We start from the raw sequence: 17539 nt of genomic DNA on the forward strand, positions 1-17539 counted from the left end.
TCAGGCCTCCATCGCGGCGCGCAGGCTCGCGGGTCGCAGGTCGGTCCAGACCTGGGCGATGTGCGTCAGGCAGTCGGCCTTGGGGCCGGTGAACCCGTCAGGGTTCCAGCCGGAGGGCACGGGGCGGCCGGCGGGCCAGAGGGAGTACTGTCCCTCGTCGTTGTGGACGACCTGGTAGTCGCGCTCGTGGTCGAACATGGTGAGGCCTCTCTTGGTGGTCATCGGGTTTCGGTACGGCGGCGCCGGAGCCTGGCGCGGCCGGCGCGCAGCCCCTCGCCGGAAGCGGGAGCGGGGGCCGGGGTGGCGCCGTCGTCGTGGCCGGGTGCGGCCAGCGCCGCGGCGAGGGCGGAGATCGTGGGGTGCTCGTAGAGGGTGACCAGCGGGATTGCTCCGCCCAGCCGCTCCTTGAGCCCGGCGTGCACCGTGGCCAGGGAGAACGACGTGCCGCCCAGGTCGAAGAAGTTGTCGTGCACGCCGATCGGGTCCAGGTCGAGCGCCCGCGACCAGAGCGCGGCCAGCAGCCGCTCCAGTTCCGTGCGGGGCGGCGTGACCGGCCGGTCGAGGTCCAGCCTGGGGGCGGGCAGCGCGCGGCGGTCGAGCTTGCCGCCCGCCGTGGTGGGCAGCTCGGCCAGCGGGGTCAGGACGGTCGGCACCAGGTGCGCGGGGAGCCGCTGCGCCAGGTAGTCGCGCAGGCCGGTGGGAACGGCGGGCGTCACGTAGGCGACCAGCCTGCCCTCCCAGGCGGCCACGGCCGCTCGCGCGACGGCCGGGTGGCTGTGCAGCGCGGCCTCGACCTCGGCCGGTTCGATGCGGTGGCCGTGCACCTTGAGCTGCTCGTCGGCGCGGCCCAGGAGTTCGAGCGTGCCGTCGGCCTGCCAGCGGGCACGGTCGCCCGTGCGGTGCAGCCGCTCGCCGGGCTCGCCGTACGGGTCGGGGACGAACCGGTCGGCGGTGAGGTCGGGGCGGCCGAGGTAGCCGCGGGCCAGCCCGGCGCCGCCGATGTAGAGCTCGCCGGTGACGCCGGGCGCGACGGGTTCCAGCTCGCCGTCGAGCACCAGGGCGCGCAGGCCGGGGAGCGGCCGTCCGACTGGAACGTTCCAGTCGGCGGATCGGACCTGGTGGGCGAGGGCGGTGATGGTCGTCTCGGTGAGGCCGTAGGCGTTGACGAGCGGGACGGGAACCCGCCGGGCCCAGCGTTCCACCGCGGCGGCGTCGACGCTTTCGCTGCCGATGACGACCAGGCGCAGGCCGGGCACGTCGTGGCCGACGGTGGCGGCCCACTCCTGCCAGTAGCCGGAGGGCAGGTTCGCCACGGTGACGCGGTGGGCGGTGAGGAAGGAGGTCAGGTCCGTGGGCGCGGGCACCGGGTCCGGGCACAGGACCACGCAGGCGCCCGCCAGCCAGGTCGGATAGAGCTCCTCGGCGGCCACGTCGAAGACCGGATTGGTGAACTGCAGGACCCGGTCGCCGGCGGTGAGCTCGAAGCGGTCGCGGATGGCCTGGGCGTGGTTGGCCAGCGCGCCGTGGGTGACGCCGACGCCCTTCGGCTCGCCGGTCGAGCCGGAGGTGAAGATCGTGTACGCGAGAGCGGCAGGATGGACAGGCTTTGGAACGCTCCAAACAGCGCTCTCGCTGGTCACCTGCTCGGCGATCAGCGTGCGGGCGCGGGCCGCCTCCAGCAGCGCCTGCCGCCGGGCGACCGGGTGCGACGGGTCGAGCGGCAGGTACGCGGCGCCCGCCCGCAGCACGCCGAGCATCGCGCAGGCGTAGCCGAGCCCGCGCGGCAGGCAGATCCCGACCACGTCCTCAGGACCCACGCCCTCGGCCTCCAGCCCGGCGGCCACCCCCGCGGAGCGGCGGTCCAGCTCGGCGTAGGTGAGCACGACGCCGTCCGCCTCGACGGCGGGAGCGTCCGGCGTGCGCAGCGCCTGCTCGGCGAAGAGCTCGGCCACGCTCCTTGCGGTGGGGTACGGTCCGGCGGTCGTGCTCCAGGAGGCGGTGACCACCGCCCGTTCGGCGTCGTCGAGCACCGGCAGCGCTCGGATCGGCGTCTCGGGGGCCTGCACCGCCGCCCTCGCGAGCCGGACGAACCGGGCGGCCAGCCGCTCGATCGTCTCGGGCTCGAACAGCTCGGCGCTGTAGTTGACCGCGACGTCGAAGTCCTCGCCCGCGCCCTTGTTGATCATGAAGTCCAGGTCGAACTTCGCCGTCGGGGTGGTCAGCATCGACACCTCGGCGGCCAGCCCGGCGAACCGCGGATCGGCCAGCCTCCGGCCGTCGAAGGTCAGCATCGCCTGGATCAGCGGCGTCCTGGACGGGTCGCGCGGCAGCCGCAGCCCGTCGACGAGCGCCTCGAAAGGCGTGTCCTGGTGTCCCAGGACCTCCAGCAACGCCCCGCGCACCCGGCGCACGACCTCGACGAAAGCCGGGTCGCCCGACAGGTCGATCCGCAGCGGCAACGTCGTGACGAACAGCCCGATCACCGGCTCCAGGTCGGGGTCGAGCCGCCCGGAGAAGGGCGTGCCGACCAGCAGTTCCCGCTGCCCCGACAGCCGGCCGAGCAGGACGGCGTAGACGGCCGTCAGCACGGCGAAGGAGGTGGTCCTGGCACTCCGGGCCAGCGTGCCCATCTCCGTGATCAGCCGCTCGGGCAGGGTGAAGGCATGCGTGCCACCCGCCGTCCCGCGTACGGCCGGCCTGCGGTGGTCGGCGGGCAGGCCGAGCGCGGTGGGGGCGCCGGCCAGGTGGTCACGCCACCAGTCGATCTCCTCCGGGTCCACCGGCATCTCCCGCTCGCGGGTCGCGTGCTCGGTGTACGGCACCGCCTGCACCGGCTCGATGGCCCGTCCGGAGTAGCGGTCGGCGAGCTCGTCGAACAGCAGGTGCATCGACTGGCCGTCGCACACGATGTGGTGCAGCACCACGACGAGCAGGTGGTCGTCAGGGCCGAGCCGCAGCAGGCGGGCCCTGATCAGCGGCCCCCGCTCCAGGTCGAAGGGCTCGGCCGCCCACTCGCCGGCCAGTTCTGGCGCGCCCTCCACCAGGGGGATGCCGACGGCGAGCTCCGGCAGCACCTCCTGGTACGGCTCGCCCTGGTGGGTGGGGAAGACGGTGCGCAGTGTCTCGTGCGCGGCCACGAGCCCGGTCAGCGCCCTGCGCATCGCCCGGACGTCGAGCGGGCCGCGCAGCCGCACGGCGAAGGGCACGTTGTACTGCGGGCTGTCCGGATGCAGACGGTCCAGCAGCCACAGGCCGCGCTGGGCGTAGGTGAGCGGCGGCCGCTCCTGCGTGTGATGCGCCTGGCTCGTCGAGCCGGACACCCGGCGGACGGATTCGTCGGGCATGGTAAACGGAACTCCTCGATCTAGGGGATGGGCGCATCGTGGCGGCGACGCTGCGTCGTGCGACCCCGCAAGAGGTATCCCGCGACACTTGCAGGCCGGTTAAAGCCGACATGTGTCCCGCATACAGCTGGGATGGCTGAAATGAGGCCCGATGAGAAAGGCGACCCGTACTTTTACCTAGTTGACCGGCACGACGGCGGGGCTCAGCGGCCGGGGGCCGGGCCGCTGCTGTCGCGGGCGACGAGGGTGGAGCGCAGCAGCTGCAGCGAATTGACCGGTCGTCTGCCCTCCTGGACGGCCCGCAGCAGGAGCTCGATCGCCTGCCTGGCCATCTCGCGTCCGGGCGCGGCGACCGTGGTGAGGGCCGGGTGCGTGTGCCGTACCTCCTCGATGTCGTCGTGGCCCACGATCGACAGGTCCCCCGGCACCGAGCGTCCGGAGAGCCGGGCGGCCTCGAGGGCGCCGAGGGCGATGGTGTCGTAGGTCGCGAAGATGGCGGTCAGCCCGGGATCGGCGGCCAGTGCGGCCCTGGCCGCGGTGAAGCCCCCGAAGACCGTGGGCTCGGGCGGCGTGAAGATCGCCGAGGGAGGCACGGTGAGCCCGTCGCGGGCGAAGGCGCGGACGAAGCCGTCGATGCGGCTGGCATGGACCGGGCTCGACAGGATCGCGACCCGCTCGTGGCCGAGGTCGCGAAGGTGGCGCCCGGCCAGGTACCCGGCCTGCTCGTAGTCGAGCGTGATCACCGGCAGCGTGTCGGGGACCTCGGTCTCCCAGGCGCACAGCGCCACCGGGAAGCGGGCGTCGGCCAGCAGCGGCAGGTGGTCGTTGAGCCCGTTGTCGCCCGCGATCAGCAGCGCGTCGACGGATCGGCTCGACAGGCTCGCGAAGTGGGCGCGCGCGCGTTCGGAGTCCTGGCGGGTGGTGCACAGCAGCAGGTGGTAGCCGTGCTCCTCCAGGACGTTCTCGGCCTCCTCGACGACGGTCGCGTAGAAGGCGCTGGTCACCGTGGGTACGAGGAGGCCGACGGTCATGGTGGTGCCGGTGGCCAGCGATCGGGCGACGATGTTGGGCGTGTAGCCGAGTTCGGCGATGGCGGCGCGCACCTTGGCGGCGGTGGCGGGGCTGACCCGCACGCGGCCGGTGACCACGTTGGACACCGTCTGCTTGGTGACGCCCGCGCGCTCGGCGACCTCCCGCATCGTGACCACGCTCGCCTCCTCGGTTGATCGGTCAAACGGCTGGAGCGTGATCAGCCTAGGCCATGCGCGCTGGAATGCGCATTCCTGAGCTGTGGCAGGGGCTCTTGGTCACAAACTTGCATCACCGTCTTGTTTGACCGGTAAAAAATGGCCTACAGTCCGGGCAGCCGTGACACCCCCCACGAGAAGACAGGCGGTACCCCCATGAGCCCCATCTCCTCTCGTCTCGCCGCCGGCGCCCTGGTCCTCGGACTGGTCACCGCCTGCGGCGGCGACCCTGCGCCCCAGGGAGCCGCTCAGGCAGCCTCGAAGGAACTCGTCTACTGGTCCATGTGGAAGCAGGGCGAACCCCAGCAGGTCGCCCTGCAGGCGGCGATCGAGCGGTTCACCAAGGACACCGGCATCAAGGTCAGCGTCGAATGGGCCGGCCGCGACGTCGTCAAGCAGAAGCTGCCCGCCGCGCTGACCACCTCCAAGGTGCCCGACGTCGTCGACCAGTCCGACGACACCATCCGGCCGTTCATGGTCACGCCGGGCGTGGCGCGCGGGCTGGGCAAGGTCTACGAGGCCGACGTGCCGGGCGAGCCGGGCAAGAAGGTCAAGGACGTCATCCCCGCCAAGTACACCCAGAGCCCCGCACTCAAGCTGGCCTCCGGCGAGCCGTACATGGTGCCCTACAGCGTCGCCGGCATCGGGCTCTTCTACGACGCCGCCGCGCTGCCCGAGGTGGCCGCGGCGCCGCCCAAGGACTGGGCCTCCTTCACCGCCCTGCTCGACAGGCTCAAGGCCGGCGGCGCGATGGCGCCGATCACGGCGGACGGCGAGCAGTACTGGTCCGACTCCTACTGGATGAACTACTACCTCTACCGCACCATCGGCGCCGACGGCCTCAAGGCCGTCGCCGAGGACCGCACCGGCGAGGCCTGGAGGAAGCCCGAAGTGCTGGCCGCCGCCCAGCAGATCGAGAAATTCGCCAGGCAGGGCTACCTGCTCAAGGGCTACGACGCCAGCAAGTACCCCGAGCAGCAGAAGAACTGGGCGCAGAACAAGGCCGCCTTCATGATCATGGGTTCGTGGTTGCCCGGCGAGGTGGGCACCTACGCCAAGCCCGGCTTCAAGCCCGCCTCGATGCCCTTCCCCAAGGTCGGCGGACCGGCCCAGGGCGAGGAGGTCGTGCAGTTCGGCTTCGCGATGCCCACCAAGGCGAAGAACGTCGAGGCGGGCGAGCGTTTCATCGCCCACCTCACGAGCAAGACCTTCGCCGACGACCTCGCCAGGACCGCCTCGGTGCTGTCGCCGCGCGAGGACGCGGTCGTGCCCGAGGCGCTGGCCGGGCTGAAGAAGCAGCTCGACGGCGTCGCGGCGACCTACCCGTTCGCCGCGGGCCTGAGCGTGCCGGGCTGGGCCGACAAGGTCTACTACTCCACGCTGGGCGAGCTGTTCAACGGCAAGCTCTCCGCTCAGGAGTTCGTCGACAAGATCGCCGGCGTGCAGGCCGAGTTCTGGAAGAACCAGGGCAACTGATGATCTCCAGGTCCCGGCAGCGCGCCTTCGTCCCCATGGTCGCCCCGGCCTTCGCCTTCCTGCTGACGTTCGTCCTCGGACCGGCCCTCTACGCGGTCTGGATCAGCCTGCAGGAGACCGCGGGGTACGGCGAGGCGAGGTTCGTCGGCCTGCGCAACTACGTGCGCCTGGTGGGAGACCCGATCTTCCACCAGGCCCTGCTGAACACGCTGAAGCTGCTCGTGATCGCGGGAGGGGCGACCTTCCTCATCGGCTTCGCGCTGACGATGGTGCTCAGGGAGATGCGCGGCAGGCTCATCGCGCGCAACGTGCTGTTCTTTCCCAACATCGTCAGCGCGCTGGTCCCGGCGATCGTGGCGGGATTCCTGTTCAACCCCGACGGCCTGGTCAACACGATCCTGCGCGGCGTGTTCGGCGTCGAGGACCCGCCCAAGTGGCTGTCGGTCGACAACACCTTCGCCCTCATCATGATCGTCGCGATCTGGGCGGCCGTCGGCTACTACACCACCATCATCATGGCCGCCGTCGACCGCATCCCCCGCTACTTCTACGAGGACTGCGCCCTCATGGGAGCCAACGCCTGGCAGCGCATGCGGCACGTCACGATCCCGCTCAGCTGGGACGTCTTCAGCGTCTGCGCCCTGCTGTGGACGATCAGCTCGATCAAGGTGTTCGAGCTGGTCCTGGTCTTCGGCGGCGGCACGGCGGGCATGCCGCCGAACAAGACCTGGACCGTCGCGCTGTACAGCTACGCCGCCACCTACGGCGGCAGCGGCTCGCCGCCCGAGCTCGGGATGACCGCCGCCAGCGCCCTGTTCAGCCTCCTCATCGCGGCCCTGATCGTGCTGCTGCTGCGGCGCGCCCTCGACCGTGAAGCCATCCAGTTCTAGAAGGAGGTGCCGTAACCGTGAGGACGACGCGCTCGCTCGCGCCCATGCGGGCGGCGGTCTGGACGATCGTCGCCGCCAACGTGGCCCTGCTGGCCTGGGTCGTGATCACGTCGCTGAAGACCACCAGGGACGTCTTCGACCACCCGTGGCGGCTGCCGATCCCGCCGACGCTCGACAACTACCTCACTGCGCTCGAGGTGGGCAACTTCGGCAGGGCGGCGGTCAACAGCGTGATCGTCGGCCTGGTGTCGTCGGTGCTGGCCGTCGTGATCGCCGCACCGGCCGCCTACGCGCTGAGCCGGACGATGAACCGGGCGGGACGGCCGCTGACGCTGCTGTTCGCGCTCGGCACCGGCGTGCCGACGCAGGTCATCCTGCTGCCGATCTTCCTGATGCTCAGCAGCCTCGAACTGACCTCGACGCTGACCGGGCTGACCCTCGCCTACATCGGCACCGCCATGCCCTTCACCGTCTTCCTGCTCACGGGCTTCTTCCGGTCGCTGCCGGGTGAGCTGGAGGAGGCCGCCGCACTCGACGGCGCCGGGGCGTGGACGACGTTCCTGCGGGTCGTGCTGCCGGTCGCCCGGCCCGGCCTGGTCACCGTCTTCGTCCTGCAGCTCATCGTCTCCTGGAACGAGACGATGCTGGCGCTGGTACTGATGCAGGAGACCGAGAGGGAGACGCTCCCGGTGGCGCTGATCGGGTTCGCGCAGCAACAGCAGTACACCGGCACCAACTGGGGCGGTATGTTCGCGGGCATCTGCGTCGTCGTGCTCCCGATGATCGCGCTGTTCGCCTGGGTGGGGCGCCGGGTCACCGACGGATTGACCTTGGGGATGGGCAAATGACCACGACGGTCCGCCAGATCACGCTCAGGATGCCGGTCGCGCGGGTGGGACCCGACAACCCCCTGCCGCCGCTGGGCGGTCCGGGCGAGGTCCACACCACGCCCGTGCCCGCGGACGTGCCCGGCGACATGGCCTTCCAGCTCGGGTACGGCAGGCTCGCCTCCGTCCTGCCGTACCTCGTGCAGGACGGCTACGGCAGAGTACGGCAGGAGCGTGAGGTCGAGGCGCTCGAGCTCGGCAACGGCAGGCTGACCGCCACCATCCTGCCGGGACTGGGCGGGCGCCTGGCGTCCCTGGTCCACCGCGACCACGGCGAGCTGCTCTACCGCAACCCCGTCCTGCAACCGGCCAACTTCGGCCTGACCGGCGCCTGGTTCTCCGGCGGCGTGGAGTGGAACAGCGGCTCCACCGGGCACACCGCCCAGTCGTGCCGCCCGCTGTTCGCCGCACGGCTCCCCGCGCCGGACGGCACCCCGATGGTGCGCCTGTGGGAGTGGGAGCGCACCAGGGACCTGCCCTACCAGGTCGACTTCTGGCTGCCCGACGACGGCGACTTCCTGTTCGTCGGCGTGCGCGTGCGCAACCCGCACGATCACGAGGTCCCGGCCTACTGGTGGTCGAACATCGCGGTCCCCGAGTCCGAGGACACCCGGGTCCTGGCCCCCGCCGAGCGCGCCTGGCACTTCGGCTACGCGGGACGGCTGCACGACGTGCCGATCCCCGCCTGGGAGGGCCTGGACCGCAGTTACCCGGCACGCGCGGGGCAGGCCGCCGACTACTTCTTCGAGCTGGAGGAGCGCAGGCGCTGGATCGCCGCGCTCGACGGCTCGGGCCGCGGCCTGGTGCAGACCTCGACCGCAGTCCTGCGGGGGCGCAAGCTCTTCCTGTGGGGCAGGGGCGCGGGCGGGCGGCGCTGGCAGGAGTGGCTCACCGAGCCGGGCACGGGCGGCTACCTGGAGATCCAGGCCGGGCTGGCCCGCACCCAGCTGGAGCACGTGCCGCTGCCGGGCGGTGAGGCGTTCTCGTGGCTGGAGGCGTACGGGCCGCTCGAAGCCGACGCTCGGGCGGTGCACGGCGACGACTGGGGGCAGGCGGTGCGTGCCGCCGAGGACGCGCTCGAGCGGCGGCTTCCCGCCGTGGAGGTGGACGCCGCCTACAAGGCGTGGCTCGGCTGCGCCGACCGGGCTCCGGCCGAAACGCTGGCGGCCGGATCCGGGTGGGGGGCGCTGGAGGTGGCGCGGACCGGGGCGGCGACGCCGGGGACGCCGTTCCCCGCGCTCACGCTGGGGCCGGAGCAGGAACCGTGGCGGGCGCTGCTGGCCACCGGCGCCATGCCGGACAGCGAGACAGGACCCGGCCCCAGCCTCGTCTCGGCCGGGTGGCGGCGGCTGCTGGAGCGGGCGCCGCGGACCTGGACGACGGCCTACCACCTCGGGGTGGCGCTGTGGCACCGCGGTGATCGCGAGGCCGCCGAGCGGGCCTGGCGCCGCTCGATCGCCCTGCGCCCCACGCCGTGGGCGCTGCGGTGCCTGGCGATCGCGACCGGCGAGTCGGGCCTGTACCTGGAGGCCCTGGAGTCGGCGAGCGAGCCCCTGTACGGCGCGCTGGCACTGGAGGGCGCCCAGGCGCTGCTCGCCGCCGGGCAGGCCGACCGGGCCCTCGACGTGCTGGCGACACTGCCGCACACCGGGCGGGTGAACCTGCTCAGGGCGCGGGCACTGATCGCCCAGGGCGACACGGCCGCGGCGCGGGCGATCTTCGACGCCGGATTCGAGGTGACCGACCTGCGGGAAGGGGAGAGCGCCCTGCACGAGACCTGGGCGGCGCTCACCGGCGAGCCGCTGCCGGAACGCTACGACTTCCGCATGCACCCCGAGGCCTAGCCGGGATGCTCGCCCGAGAAGACCCGCAGCTGCAGGGCGAGCAGCGCGTAGTAGCCGACAAGGGTGGTGAGCTCGAACAACGCCCGCTCCCCGAGGCCGCCGGCCGCCGCGCCGTACTCCTCGTCGGTCAGCGTCGAACGGGTGAGCAGGGCACGGACGGTCTCCAGCACCAGGCGCTCCGCCGGGTCGCCGGGCCGGCCACCCGAGCGGATCGCGGCGAGTTCGTCGTCGCTCAGCCCCGCGTGCCGCCCGACGGCCGCGTGGGCGGCCCACTCGAAGGCGCTGTCCCAGTGTGCGGCCACGGCGAGGATGGCGATCTCGCGCGAGCGCGCCGGCAGCCGCGACTCGTAGCGGATCGCCGCGCCCAGCCCTTGCAGCGCCTCGCCGAGCGGCGGGCTGAGCAGCATGGCGTTGAACGGGCCGAGCAGGCGGCCCTCGTCGTCGGTCAGCGCGAACAGGCGCGGGCCTTCGGCGCGGGGGCCGCCGGTGATCGCCTCGTACACGGCGCGCTGGCCGGGGTCGAGGTCGCTCGGCGGCAGTCCGGGCAGGCGCATCGGTGTCTCCTTCTTCACGGGTCCAGGTGGGATCGCAGCCACCTGCCGGTCACGCTCGCTGGATCGGCGGCGATCTGCTCCGGCGTGCCGGTGGCCACGATGCGCCCGCCGTCCGGGCCGCCGCCGGGGCCGAGGTCGATGACGTGGTCGGCGTTGGCGACGACGTCCAGGTCGTGGTCGATGACGACGACCGTGGCCCCGGCCTCCAGCAGGCGGTCGAGCACCTTGAGCAGGGTGGCGACGTCGGCCGGGTGCAGCCCGATCGAAGGCTCGTCGAAGACGTACAGCACGCCGTTCTGGTCGGTGTGCAGGGCGGTGGCCAGGCGCAGCCGCTGCGCCTCGCCGCCGGACAGGCTCGGCGTCGGCTCGCCCAGGCACAGGTAGCCCAGCCCGACCTCCTCCATCGCCCGCAGCGGGGCGCCGATCCTGGGGTGGCCGGCGAAGTGGTCGACCGCGTCCGTCACGCTCAGCCGCATCACGTCGGCGATGGTCAGCCCGTCGACCGTGACCTCCAGCGCCGCCGGGTTGTAGCGCGCCCCCTGGCAGTCGGGGCAGGTCACGGTCAGGTCGGGCAGGTACTGGATGTCGAGGGCGAGCTCGCCCAGCCCCTCGCAGGTGGGGCACTGCCCGGCGGCGGTGTTGTAGGAGAAGTGGCCGGGGCTGCGGCCCGACGCCCTGCCGTACAGCCTGCGGATCGGGTCGAAGGCGCCGCTGTAGGTGGCCGGGGTGGAGCGGGCGTTGCGGCCGATCGGCGTCGCGTCGACCTCGACGCAGCGGCGGATCGGCCCGGCGTCGGCCAGACGCACGTGGGCGGGCGGGCGCGGCCGGGTCAGCGCCGGCACCAGGCTGTCGAGGATCAGCGCGGTCTTGCCCGACCCCGACACGCCGGTGACGAGGGTGAGACAGCCTAGCGGGACACGCGCCTCGACGTCGCGCAGCGTGTAGAGCCGGTCGACGGTGAACGCCAGCCAGCCGGTGGGCCGGCGGGCCTCACGCACCCGCACGGCGGCCCGGCCCGACAGGTAGGGCCCGGTCACCGAGCGCGGGTCGGCGGCCAGCTCCGCCGGGGAGCCCTGCGCGACGACCGTGCCGCCGAGCCGCCCCGCTCCCGGCCCCATCTCGATGAGGTGCTCGGCCCCGCGCAGCAGCAGGACGTCGTGATCGACGACCACGACCGAGTTGCCCGCCGCCACCAGCGCCTCGAACGCCGAGCGCAGGCCCGCCACGTTCGACGGATGCAGCCCGACCGACGGCTCGTCCAGCACGTACAGCATGCCCGTCGACCTGGCCCGCAGCGTCCCGGTCAGCTCGACGCGCTGCCGCTCCCCGGTCGACAACGTCGCACCCGCCCGGTCCAGGGCCAGGTAGCCGAGGCCCAGCCGCAGCAGTGGCGCCACCGCCTCGTCCAGCTCCTGCGCCAGCCGTACGGCGAGCGGGCGCATCTCCCCGGGAAGCGCGGGCACCACGGCGGCGCCGAACCCGGCCAGCTCGTCGAGGGTGAACGCGTTGACCCGCGCGATGGTCAGGCCGGCGAGGGTGCTGTCCAGGGCCTGCGGGCGCAGGCGCGTGCCGTGGCAGTCGGGGCAGGTGCGCGAGGTGAAGAACGGGCTCAGCCGCTGCCGCGTGACCTCGCTGGTGGAGGAGGCCATGGCGTTCTCGACGGCCGCGCGGGCGCTCTCGTAGGTCAGGTTGAGGGTGACCGCACGCCCCGCCTTGCTGGTGAGCGTCACGGTCCTGGCGACGGGCGGGCCGTCGATGAGGATGCGCCGCTCCTCGTCGCTCAGCTCGGCGTACGGCACGTCGAGCCGTACACCCAGGTCGGCGGCGACGTTCGGCATGTAGCTGCGCCCGGCCAGGTTCCACGGGGCGATCGCGCCCTCGGCGACGGTCTTGCCGGGATCGGGCACCAGCGCCTCGGGGTCGACGTCGTCGCGCACGCCCAGCCCGTCGCATCCGGGGCAGCGGCCCAGCGTGTTGAACGAGAACGACTCGGCGCTCGGATGCTCGAAGCGCACACCGCAGACCGGGCAGTCGATCCACTCGACGGCGCTGCGGGCCAGGTTCGGCGTGATGCGATGGCCGTTGGGGCACAGGTGGTGGCCCAGCCGGGAGAACATCAGCCTGACCACGTTGGACGTCTCGGTCAGGGTGCCGACCGTGCTGCGCCTGCCCGGCACCGGCGGGCGCTGCCGCAACGCCAGCGCCGACGGCAGGAACTCCACCCGGTCCACGTCGGGCCTGGCCACCTGGCCGACGCGCCGCCGGGTGTAGGCCGACAGGCCCTCCAGGTAACGCCGCGAGCCCTCGCCGTACAGCACGCCCATGGCCAGCGACGACTTGCCCGAGCCCGACAGGCCCGTCAGCATCACCAGCGACCACAGCGGCACCTCGAGGTCGAGGTCACGCAGGTTGTGGGTCCTGGCACCGAAGATCTTGACCGCTTTCGGCAGCTCCACGGGCTCAGCCGAACTGGACCGACCGCTTGGCCAGCCCCATCCAGAACCCGTCGATCACGCTGCGGTCGACGTCGAGGTCTCCGGCCGCGTCGGCCGCGCCCATCGCCACGAACAGCGGCGCGAAGTGCTCGGTGCGCGGGTGGGCCATGCGGCCGGCCGGCGAGCTGTGCTCGAAGTCCAGCAGCGCGTCGACGTCGTGGGCCTCCAGCGCCCGCCTGCCCCAGTCGTCGAACTCCGCCGACCAGCCGGGCACGCCCGGGTATCGCAGCGCGGACAGGTTGTGGGTGAAGAACCCCGAGCCCACGATCAGCACGCCCTCGTCACGCAGCGGGGCCAGCCTGCGCCCGACCTCCATCAGCCGCGCCGGGTCGAGCGTCGGCATGGAGATCTGCAGGACCGGGACGTCGGCGTCCGGATACATCTCCACCAGCGGCACGTAGGCGCCGTGGTCGAGACCGCGATCCGGGACGTCCTGCACGGGCGTTCCCGGCGCGCGCAGCAGCTTGCGCACCGAGTCGGCCGGCTCCGGCGCGCCGGGCGCCGGATAGGTGACCCGGTAGTAGTGCTCGGGGAAGCCGTAGAAGTCGTAAACGAGCGGGACGGTGGTGGTGGCGCCCAGGGCCAGCGGCGCCTCCTCCCAATGGGCGGAGACCATGAGGATCGCCGAAGGCCTGGGCAGGGCCGCCGACCACGCGGCCAGCTCGCCGGGCCAGACCGGATCGTCGGCCAGCGGCGGAGCACCGTGGCTCAGATAGATGGCGGGCATGCGCCCCGTGCTCTCCATGAGGTCCCCCGTGTTCGTCCGTCAGCCGGTCAGATGCCTGCCGAAGAAGTCCAGGCTGGCCCGGATCGGCTCGCCCAGGTCGACGCCGACGAAGCAGTGATCGGCCCCCCGCACGATCACCAGCTCGGCCCGTGCCCCCGCCTCCGTCAGCGCCGTGGCCAGCTCCTGGCTCTGCCGCCAGGGCACCAGCCGGTCGGCGTCGCCGTGCACGAGCAGCATCGGGGCGGCTCCAGCGTGCGCGTACGACACGGGACTGGCGGCCTTGGCCAGGTCGGGCGCCTCCTGCACGGGCGCGCCGATGAGCAGCGACTCGGGAGAGTCCGCCGCGTCGTGGTCCAGCGCCGAGTCCGGCTCCGTCTGCGCCTGGACACTGAGCAGGTTCGTCACCGGGTACCACGCCACGGCCGCCCCGACGCCCGGGTCGGTCAGCGCGGCGAGCGCTGCCAGGTGACCGCCCGCCGACTCGCCCCACGTGCCGATCCGGCCCGACAGGTCGTAGGCGGCGCCGTGCTCGCGCACCCACGCCAGCGCGGCCCGCACGTCGTCGAGCTGCGCGGGGAAGACGGCCTCCGCGCTCATGCGATACTCCACCAGCGCCACCGCGAACCCCGCCGCCACGGCCGCCGCGATGGGGTCGTGCTCGCCCCACCACCCCGGCCGGATGCGCGGCGAACCCCCCAGCCAGCCGCCGCCGTGCAGGTAGAGCAGCACGGGATGCGGTCCGGCGACGTCGGGCACGATCAGGTCCAGCATCAGCGGGCGGAAGCCGTGGTGCTCGGCCACGAGAAGGCTGCGGTGGATCACACGGTCAACCGTAGCTGGCGGCCGTTCGTCACCGGATGGCGGGCAGGTGGATGACGATCCGCTTTCCGGCCCGGTCGTAGATGAGGAGATCGGTGACGGAGTGGAACGGTTCGGTGTAGTTGCCGAGGCTCTTGTCGTTGCGTGTCAGGGGGTAGCGGGCGCCGAGATCGGCCAGCGCCCGTGTCCTGACGTCCCACAGATATGCCTGTCCGTTCCTTGACACGGTGACGAGGCGGTCGGCGGTGAGACGATGCCGAAGCCCCAGGTCGCCCGGCCAGAGCAGCAACGGGCCGCCGTCGCGCGCGCGCACGCCCCTCATCGTCGTGCACCACGACAGGGAGCAGGTGATCGCGTCGGACGGGCTGCCGCGCTCCTCGCCGGTCTCGAGGTTCACCAGGCGGCGGAAGATAGGACGGGGCTCGACGCGATCCCCCGCCCTTCGCGGCGGGGCGGTCGCCCACGGCCACCGGAGCAGGTGGAGGCTGCGGCCCCCCTCGACCAGGCGTGGCGAGCCGCCGGAGACCGGCGCCGTGTAGACGCCTCCGGCGATGCCGCGCGACCACACGATCCGGTCACCCACGATCTCCAGAGCGTCGATGTCGCCGTACTTCATGCTCTGGCGGATGGAGGCGACCTTGCGCGGCGTGCCGCCCGTGACCGGGACCGCCCAGAGGTCGAGGCGTCCCTTGATGCTCCCGTACGACACCGTGAACCAGGCGAGATGGCCGCCCCCCATGACGACGGCCGAGGTGTGGTCCGTCGCCGCCGGAGGCTCGAAGGTCACCAGCCGCCGGTGCGACCCCGATTCGACGTCGTAGCTCCACCAGACCGGCGGGTCGGCGCTGTCGCCCTTGCCGGTCCTGATCAGCAGCCTGCCCGCGTCGAGGAACAGCTCAGGGCGGTACACGGTCTGGCCCGGCAACTTCAGCGGCAGCTCGTGCACCGCATCCGGCCACAACCGCTCCACCGGCGCCGGCTCGCCCGAACCCGCGACCTCACGCTGCGCCGGCGGCTGCGGCAGGTCCCTGCTCCAGCGCAGGACCGCCACGGTCGCCGCGACGGCGACGATCACCGCCGCTGCCGCTGCCAGCGGCCGCCAGACCCGCCGCCACCGGCGCCCCTCGCGCCTGGCACCTGCCAGGAACCGCGCGGGCGGCGGCGGCTGCTGCTCACGCGCCAGGTCGGCCAGCGTCTCCCTCACCAGCTCTTCGATGTTCACGCCGGCTCCCTCATGCTCCGCAGCTCCGGAGCGACCTTCTTGAGTCGTTCCAGCGACCGGTGGATCTGGCTGCGCACCGCGCCCACGCTGATGCCGAGCATCCCGGCGATCGCACCCTCCGGCAGATCCTCGAAGTAGCGCAGGACCAGGATCGTGCGCTGGCGGCGGGTCAGCCTGCCCAGCGCCGAACGCATGACCAGCCGCAGGTCGCTCGCCTCGTCGTGACCACGCTGCGCCCGCTCGGGCACGCTGTCGGTGTAGACGACCCGCCCTCGTGGCCGCCGCCACCGGCTCACCTGCTCGTGGTACATCGCCCGCCGCACGTAACCCTCGATGGCCGCCGTGTCACGCAGCCCCTCCAGGCGGGCGAGGGTACCGGCCAGGGCCGACTGCACCAGGTCCTCGGCGGCCTGACGCTCACCCGTCAGCAGGAAGGCGGTGCTGAACAGGGCTCCCGAGCGCTCCACGACGAACACCCTGAACCTCTCGTCACGATCTGGATCCACCCGGCCTCCCTGGCTGTCACCCACCAAGGACGAGGAGGACCCCCAGAACTATGCCTGCGCCGCGAGTGATTCTGATTCGGTACCTTGAAGGCCATCCAGCCGACGAAGGGACGAAACGTGGGTAACGCGGCGGCACGAGAGTGCGAACGGCTCGTACGGCGGCTGCAGGCCGACGAACGGGTGCCCGCCGTCGCCGCGGCAGTGGTCAGGGCCGATCGCCCCGGCTGGGAGTTCGGGCTCAACGCCGGGCCGCACGAGCAGTTCCGCATCGGCTCGGTGACCAAGACCTTCACCGCCGTGCTCGTGATGCAGCTCAGGGACGAAGGGCTGCTGCGGCTCGACGACCCCCTCGGCGCACACCTCGACGTCCCCTCCCACGGCGACCTGACCGTCCGCGACCTGCTCTCGCACACGGCCGGGCTGCAGCGCGAGCCGTACGGCCAGGTCTGGGACGCCATCGACGTGCCCGCCGGCGAACGGCTGATCGCCGAGCTCGACAAGGCCGAGGCCGTGCTGGCGCCCGGCGACCGCTGGCACTACTCCAACCTCGCCTACGCCCTGCTCGGCCACCTCGTCGCCGCCAAGCGCGGCACCACCTGGGAGCGCGCGCTGGCCGAGCGGCTCCTGGAGCCGCTCGGGCTCGCCGACACCACCGTGCTGCCGCGCCCGCCGTTCACCCAGGGCTACCTGGTCGACGCCTACACCGACGCCGTGCGCCCGGAACCGCACTTCGACACCGCGGGCCTGGCGCCCGCCGCCCAGATGTGGAGTACGGCGGGCGACATGGCCAGGTGGGCGCTGTTCCTGGCCGACCCCGACCCCGCGGTGCTGGCGCCGCAGACGGCACGCGAGATGGCCAGGCCGCAGGCGTTCGTCGACTGGAACCGCGCCTGGGGGCTGGGCATCAGCGTGCAGCGCCAGGACGACGGACGCACCCACGCCGGCCACGGGGGCGCGATGCCCGGGTTCCTGGCGGGGGTCGTCTACGACGCGGCCAACCGGATCGGCGCCGCCGTCCTCGGCTCGTCGTCGAACGCCGACGGGGTGCCCGCGCTGCCGCACCGGCTGATCGCCGTCTCGCTGGAGCACGACCCGGTCGACATCGCCCCGTGGACACCCGGTGAGGCCGCGCCCGCCGAGTACGCCTCGGTGCTGGGGCCGTGGTGGTCGGAGGGGCACCGCTTCGCCTTCCACTGGAGCGGCGGGCGCCTGGAGATGCGGGTGCCGGGGATGAAGACGACGGTGTTCGCGCCGGAGGGCGCCGACCTGCTGCGCGCCACCGAGGGCCGCGAGGTCGGCGAGCGGCTGGAGCTCGTGCGCGACGGTGACGGGCGGGTGACGGGCATGCGGTGGGCCACCTACCGCTTCACCCGCGACCTGCTGACCTCCGACGAGAACCTCTGACGAGATCCTTCGACGGCGGGCCCCAGCGGCGGATCTCGGGCGGCGGATCTCGGGCGGCGGATCTCGGGCGGCGGACCCTGACTGCGGGGTCCTGTCGAGGGCCGTCTGCTCGACACCGCGTTCG

The 17539-nt window shown here is 72.7% G+C and carries 14 protein-coding genes; 5 read left to right on the top strand and 9 right to left on the bottom strand.

What is annotated here, in order from left to right:
- From HNR30_RS08355 to HNR30_RS08365, 3 genes are all read right to left on the bottom strand, one after another.
- Positions 1-222 (bottom strand): MbtH family protein, encoded by a 222-nt coding sequence (locus HNR30_RS08355; RefSeq protein WP_246377958.1) that lies wholly within the window; start codon positions 220-222, stop codon positions 1-3.
- Positions 219-3344 (bottom strand): non-ribosomal peptide synthetase, encoded by a 3126-nt coding sequence (locus HNR30_RS08360; RefSeq protein WP_181609174.1) that lies wholly within the window; start codon positions 3342-3344, stop codon positions 219-221. Before HNR30_RS08360 ends, HNR30_RS08355 begins: the two co-directional genes overlap by 4 nt.
- A 203-nt stretch (positions 3345-3547) precedes the next feature.
- Positions 3548-4543: a LacI family DNA-binding transcriptional regulator gene (locus HNR30_RS08365; RefSeq protein WP_246378180.1), complete on the bottom strand. Its 996-nt coding sequence runs from the start codon at positions 4541-4543 to the stop codon at positions 3548-3550.
- 204 nt (positions 4544-4747) lie between these two features.
- Here HNR30_RS08365 and HNR30_RS08370 point away from each other — a divergent pair, with 204 nt between their 5' ends.
- The 4 genes from HNR30_RS08370 to HNR30_RS08385 are packed head-to-tail and all read left to right on the top strand — an operon-like array spanning position 4748 to position 9688.
- A complete protein-coding gene (locus HNR30_RS08370; RefSeq protein WP_181609176.1) occupies positions 4748-6067 on the top strand; it encodes an ABC transporter substrate-binding protein in 1320 nt (439 codons plus the stop codon).
- The gene (locus HNR30_RS08375) at positions 6067-6957 is read left to right on the top strand and encodes a carbohydrate ABC transporter permease (protein WP_181609177.1); all 891 of its coding nucleotides are present in this window, start codon (positions 6067-6069) and stop codon (positions 6955-6957) included. The genes HNR30_RS08370 and HNR30_RS08375 overlap by 1 nt, the downstream gene beginning before the upstream one ends.
- Positions 6958-6974: 17 nt before the next feature.
- On the top strand, positions 6975-7805 hold the full coding sequence (locus tag HNR30_RS08380; RefSeq protein ID WP_181609178.1) for a carbohydrate ABC transporter permease: 831 nt from the start codon (positions 6975-6977) through the stop codon (positions 7803-7805).
- Positions 7802-9688, top strand: coding sequence for a DUF5107 domain-containing protein (locus HNR30_RS08385; RefSeq protein ID WP_181609179.1), 1887 nt, complete (start codon positions 7802-7804; stop codon positions 9686-9688). Before HNR30_RS08380 ends, HNR30_RS08385 begins: the two co-directional genes overlap by 4 nt.
- On the opposite strand, the gene HNR30_RS08390 is transcribed toward HNR30_RS08385, so the two are convergent.
- The 6 genes from HNR30_RS08390 to HNR30_RS08415 are packed head-to-tail and all read right to left on the bottom strand — an operon-like array spanning position 9685 to position 16011.
- Positions 9685-10242, bottom strand: coding sequence for a carboxymuconolactone decarboxylase family protein (locus HNR30_RS08390; RefSeq protein WP_181609180.1), 558 nt, complete (start codon positions 10240-10242; stop codon positions 9685-9687). The genes HNR30_RS08385 and HNR30_RS08390 overlap by 4 nt on opposite strands.
- A gap of 14 nt (positions 10243-10256) precedes the next feature.
- Positions 10257-12698, bottom strand: coding sequence for an excinuclease ABC subunit UvrA (locus tag HNR30_RS08395; RefSeq protein ID WP_312894288.1), 2442 nt, complete (start codon positions 12696-12698; stop codon positions 10257-10259).
- Positions 12699-12702: 4 nt separating this feature from the next.
- Positions 12703-13464: a dioxygenase family protein gene (locus tag HNR30_RS08400; RefSeq protein ID WP_220133379.1), complete on the bottom strand. Its 762-nt coding sequence runs from the start codon at positions 13462-13464 to the stop codon at positions 12703-12705.
- A 39-nt stretch (positions 13465-13503) separates the two neighbouring features.
- Positions 13504-14286: an alpha/beta hydrolase gene (locus HNR30_RS08405; RefSeq protein WP_220133380.1), complete on the bottom strand. Its 783-nt coding sequence runs from the start codon at positions 14284-14286 to the stop codon at positions 13504-13506.
- Between the two features lie 28 nt (positions 14287-14314).
- Positions 14315-15505, bottom strand: coding sequence for a TolB-like translocation protein (locus HNR30_RS08410; protein ID WP_181609182.1), 1191 nt, complete (start codon positions 15503-15505; stop codon positions 14315-14317).
- Positions 15502-16011 carry a SigE family RNA polymerase sigma factor gene (locus HNR30_RS08415; RefSeq protein WP_181609183.1) on the bottom strand — a complete coding sequence of 170 codons (510 nt, stop codon included), beginning with the start codon at positions 16009-16011 and terminating at the stop codon, positions 15502-15504. Before HNR30_RS08415 ends, HNR30_RS08410 begins: the two co-directional genes overlap by 4 nt.
- 117 nt (positions 16012-16128) lie before the next feature.
- Between HNR30_RS08415 and HNR30_RS08420 the strand changes: the two genes are divergently transcribed.
- On the top strand, positions 16129-17415 hold the full coding sequence (locus HNR30_RS08420) for a serine hydrolase domain-containing protein (protein WP_181609184.1): 1287 nt from the start codon (positions 16129-16131) through the stop codon (positions 17413-17415).
- The last annotated feature ends 124 nt before the right edge of the window (positions 17416-17539 follow it).

Origin of the sequence: Nonomuraea soli (genome assembly GCF_013761175.1) — a bacterium.
Classification (GTDB): domain Bacteria; phylum Actinomycetota; class Actinomycetes; order Streptosporangiales; family Streptosporangiaceae; genus Nonomuraea; species Nonomuraea soli.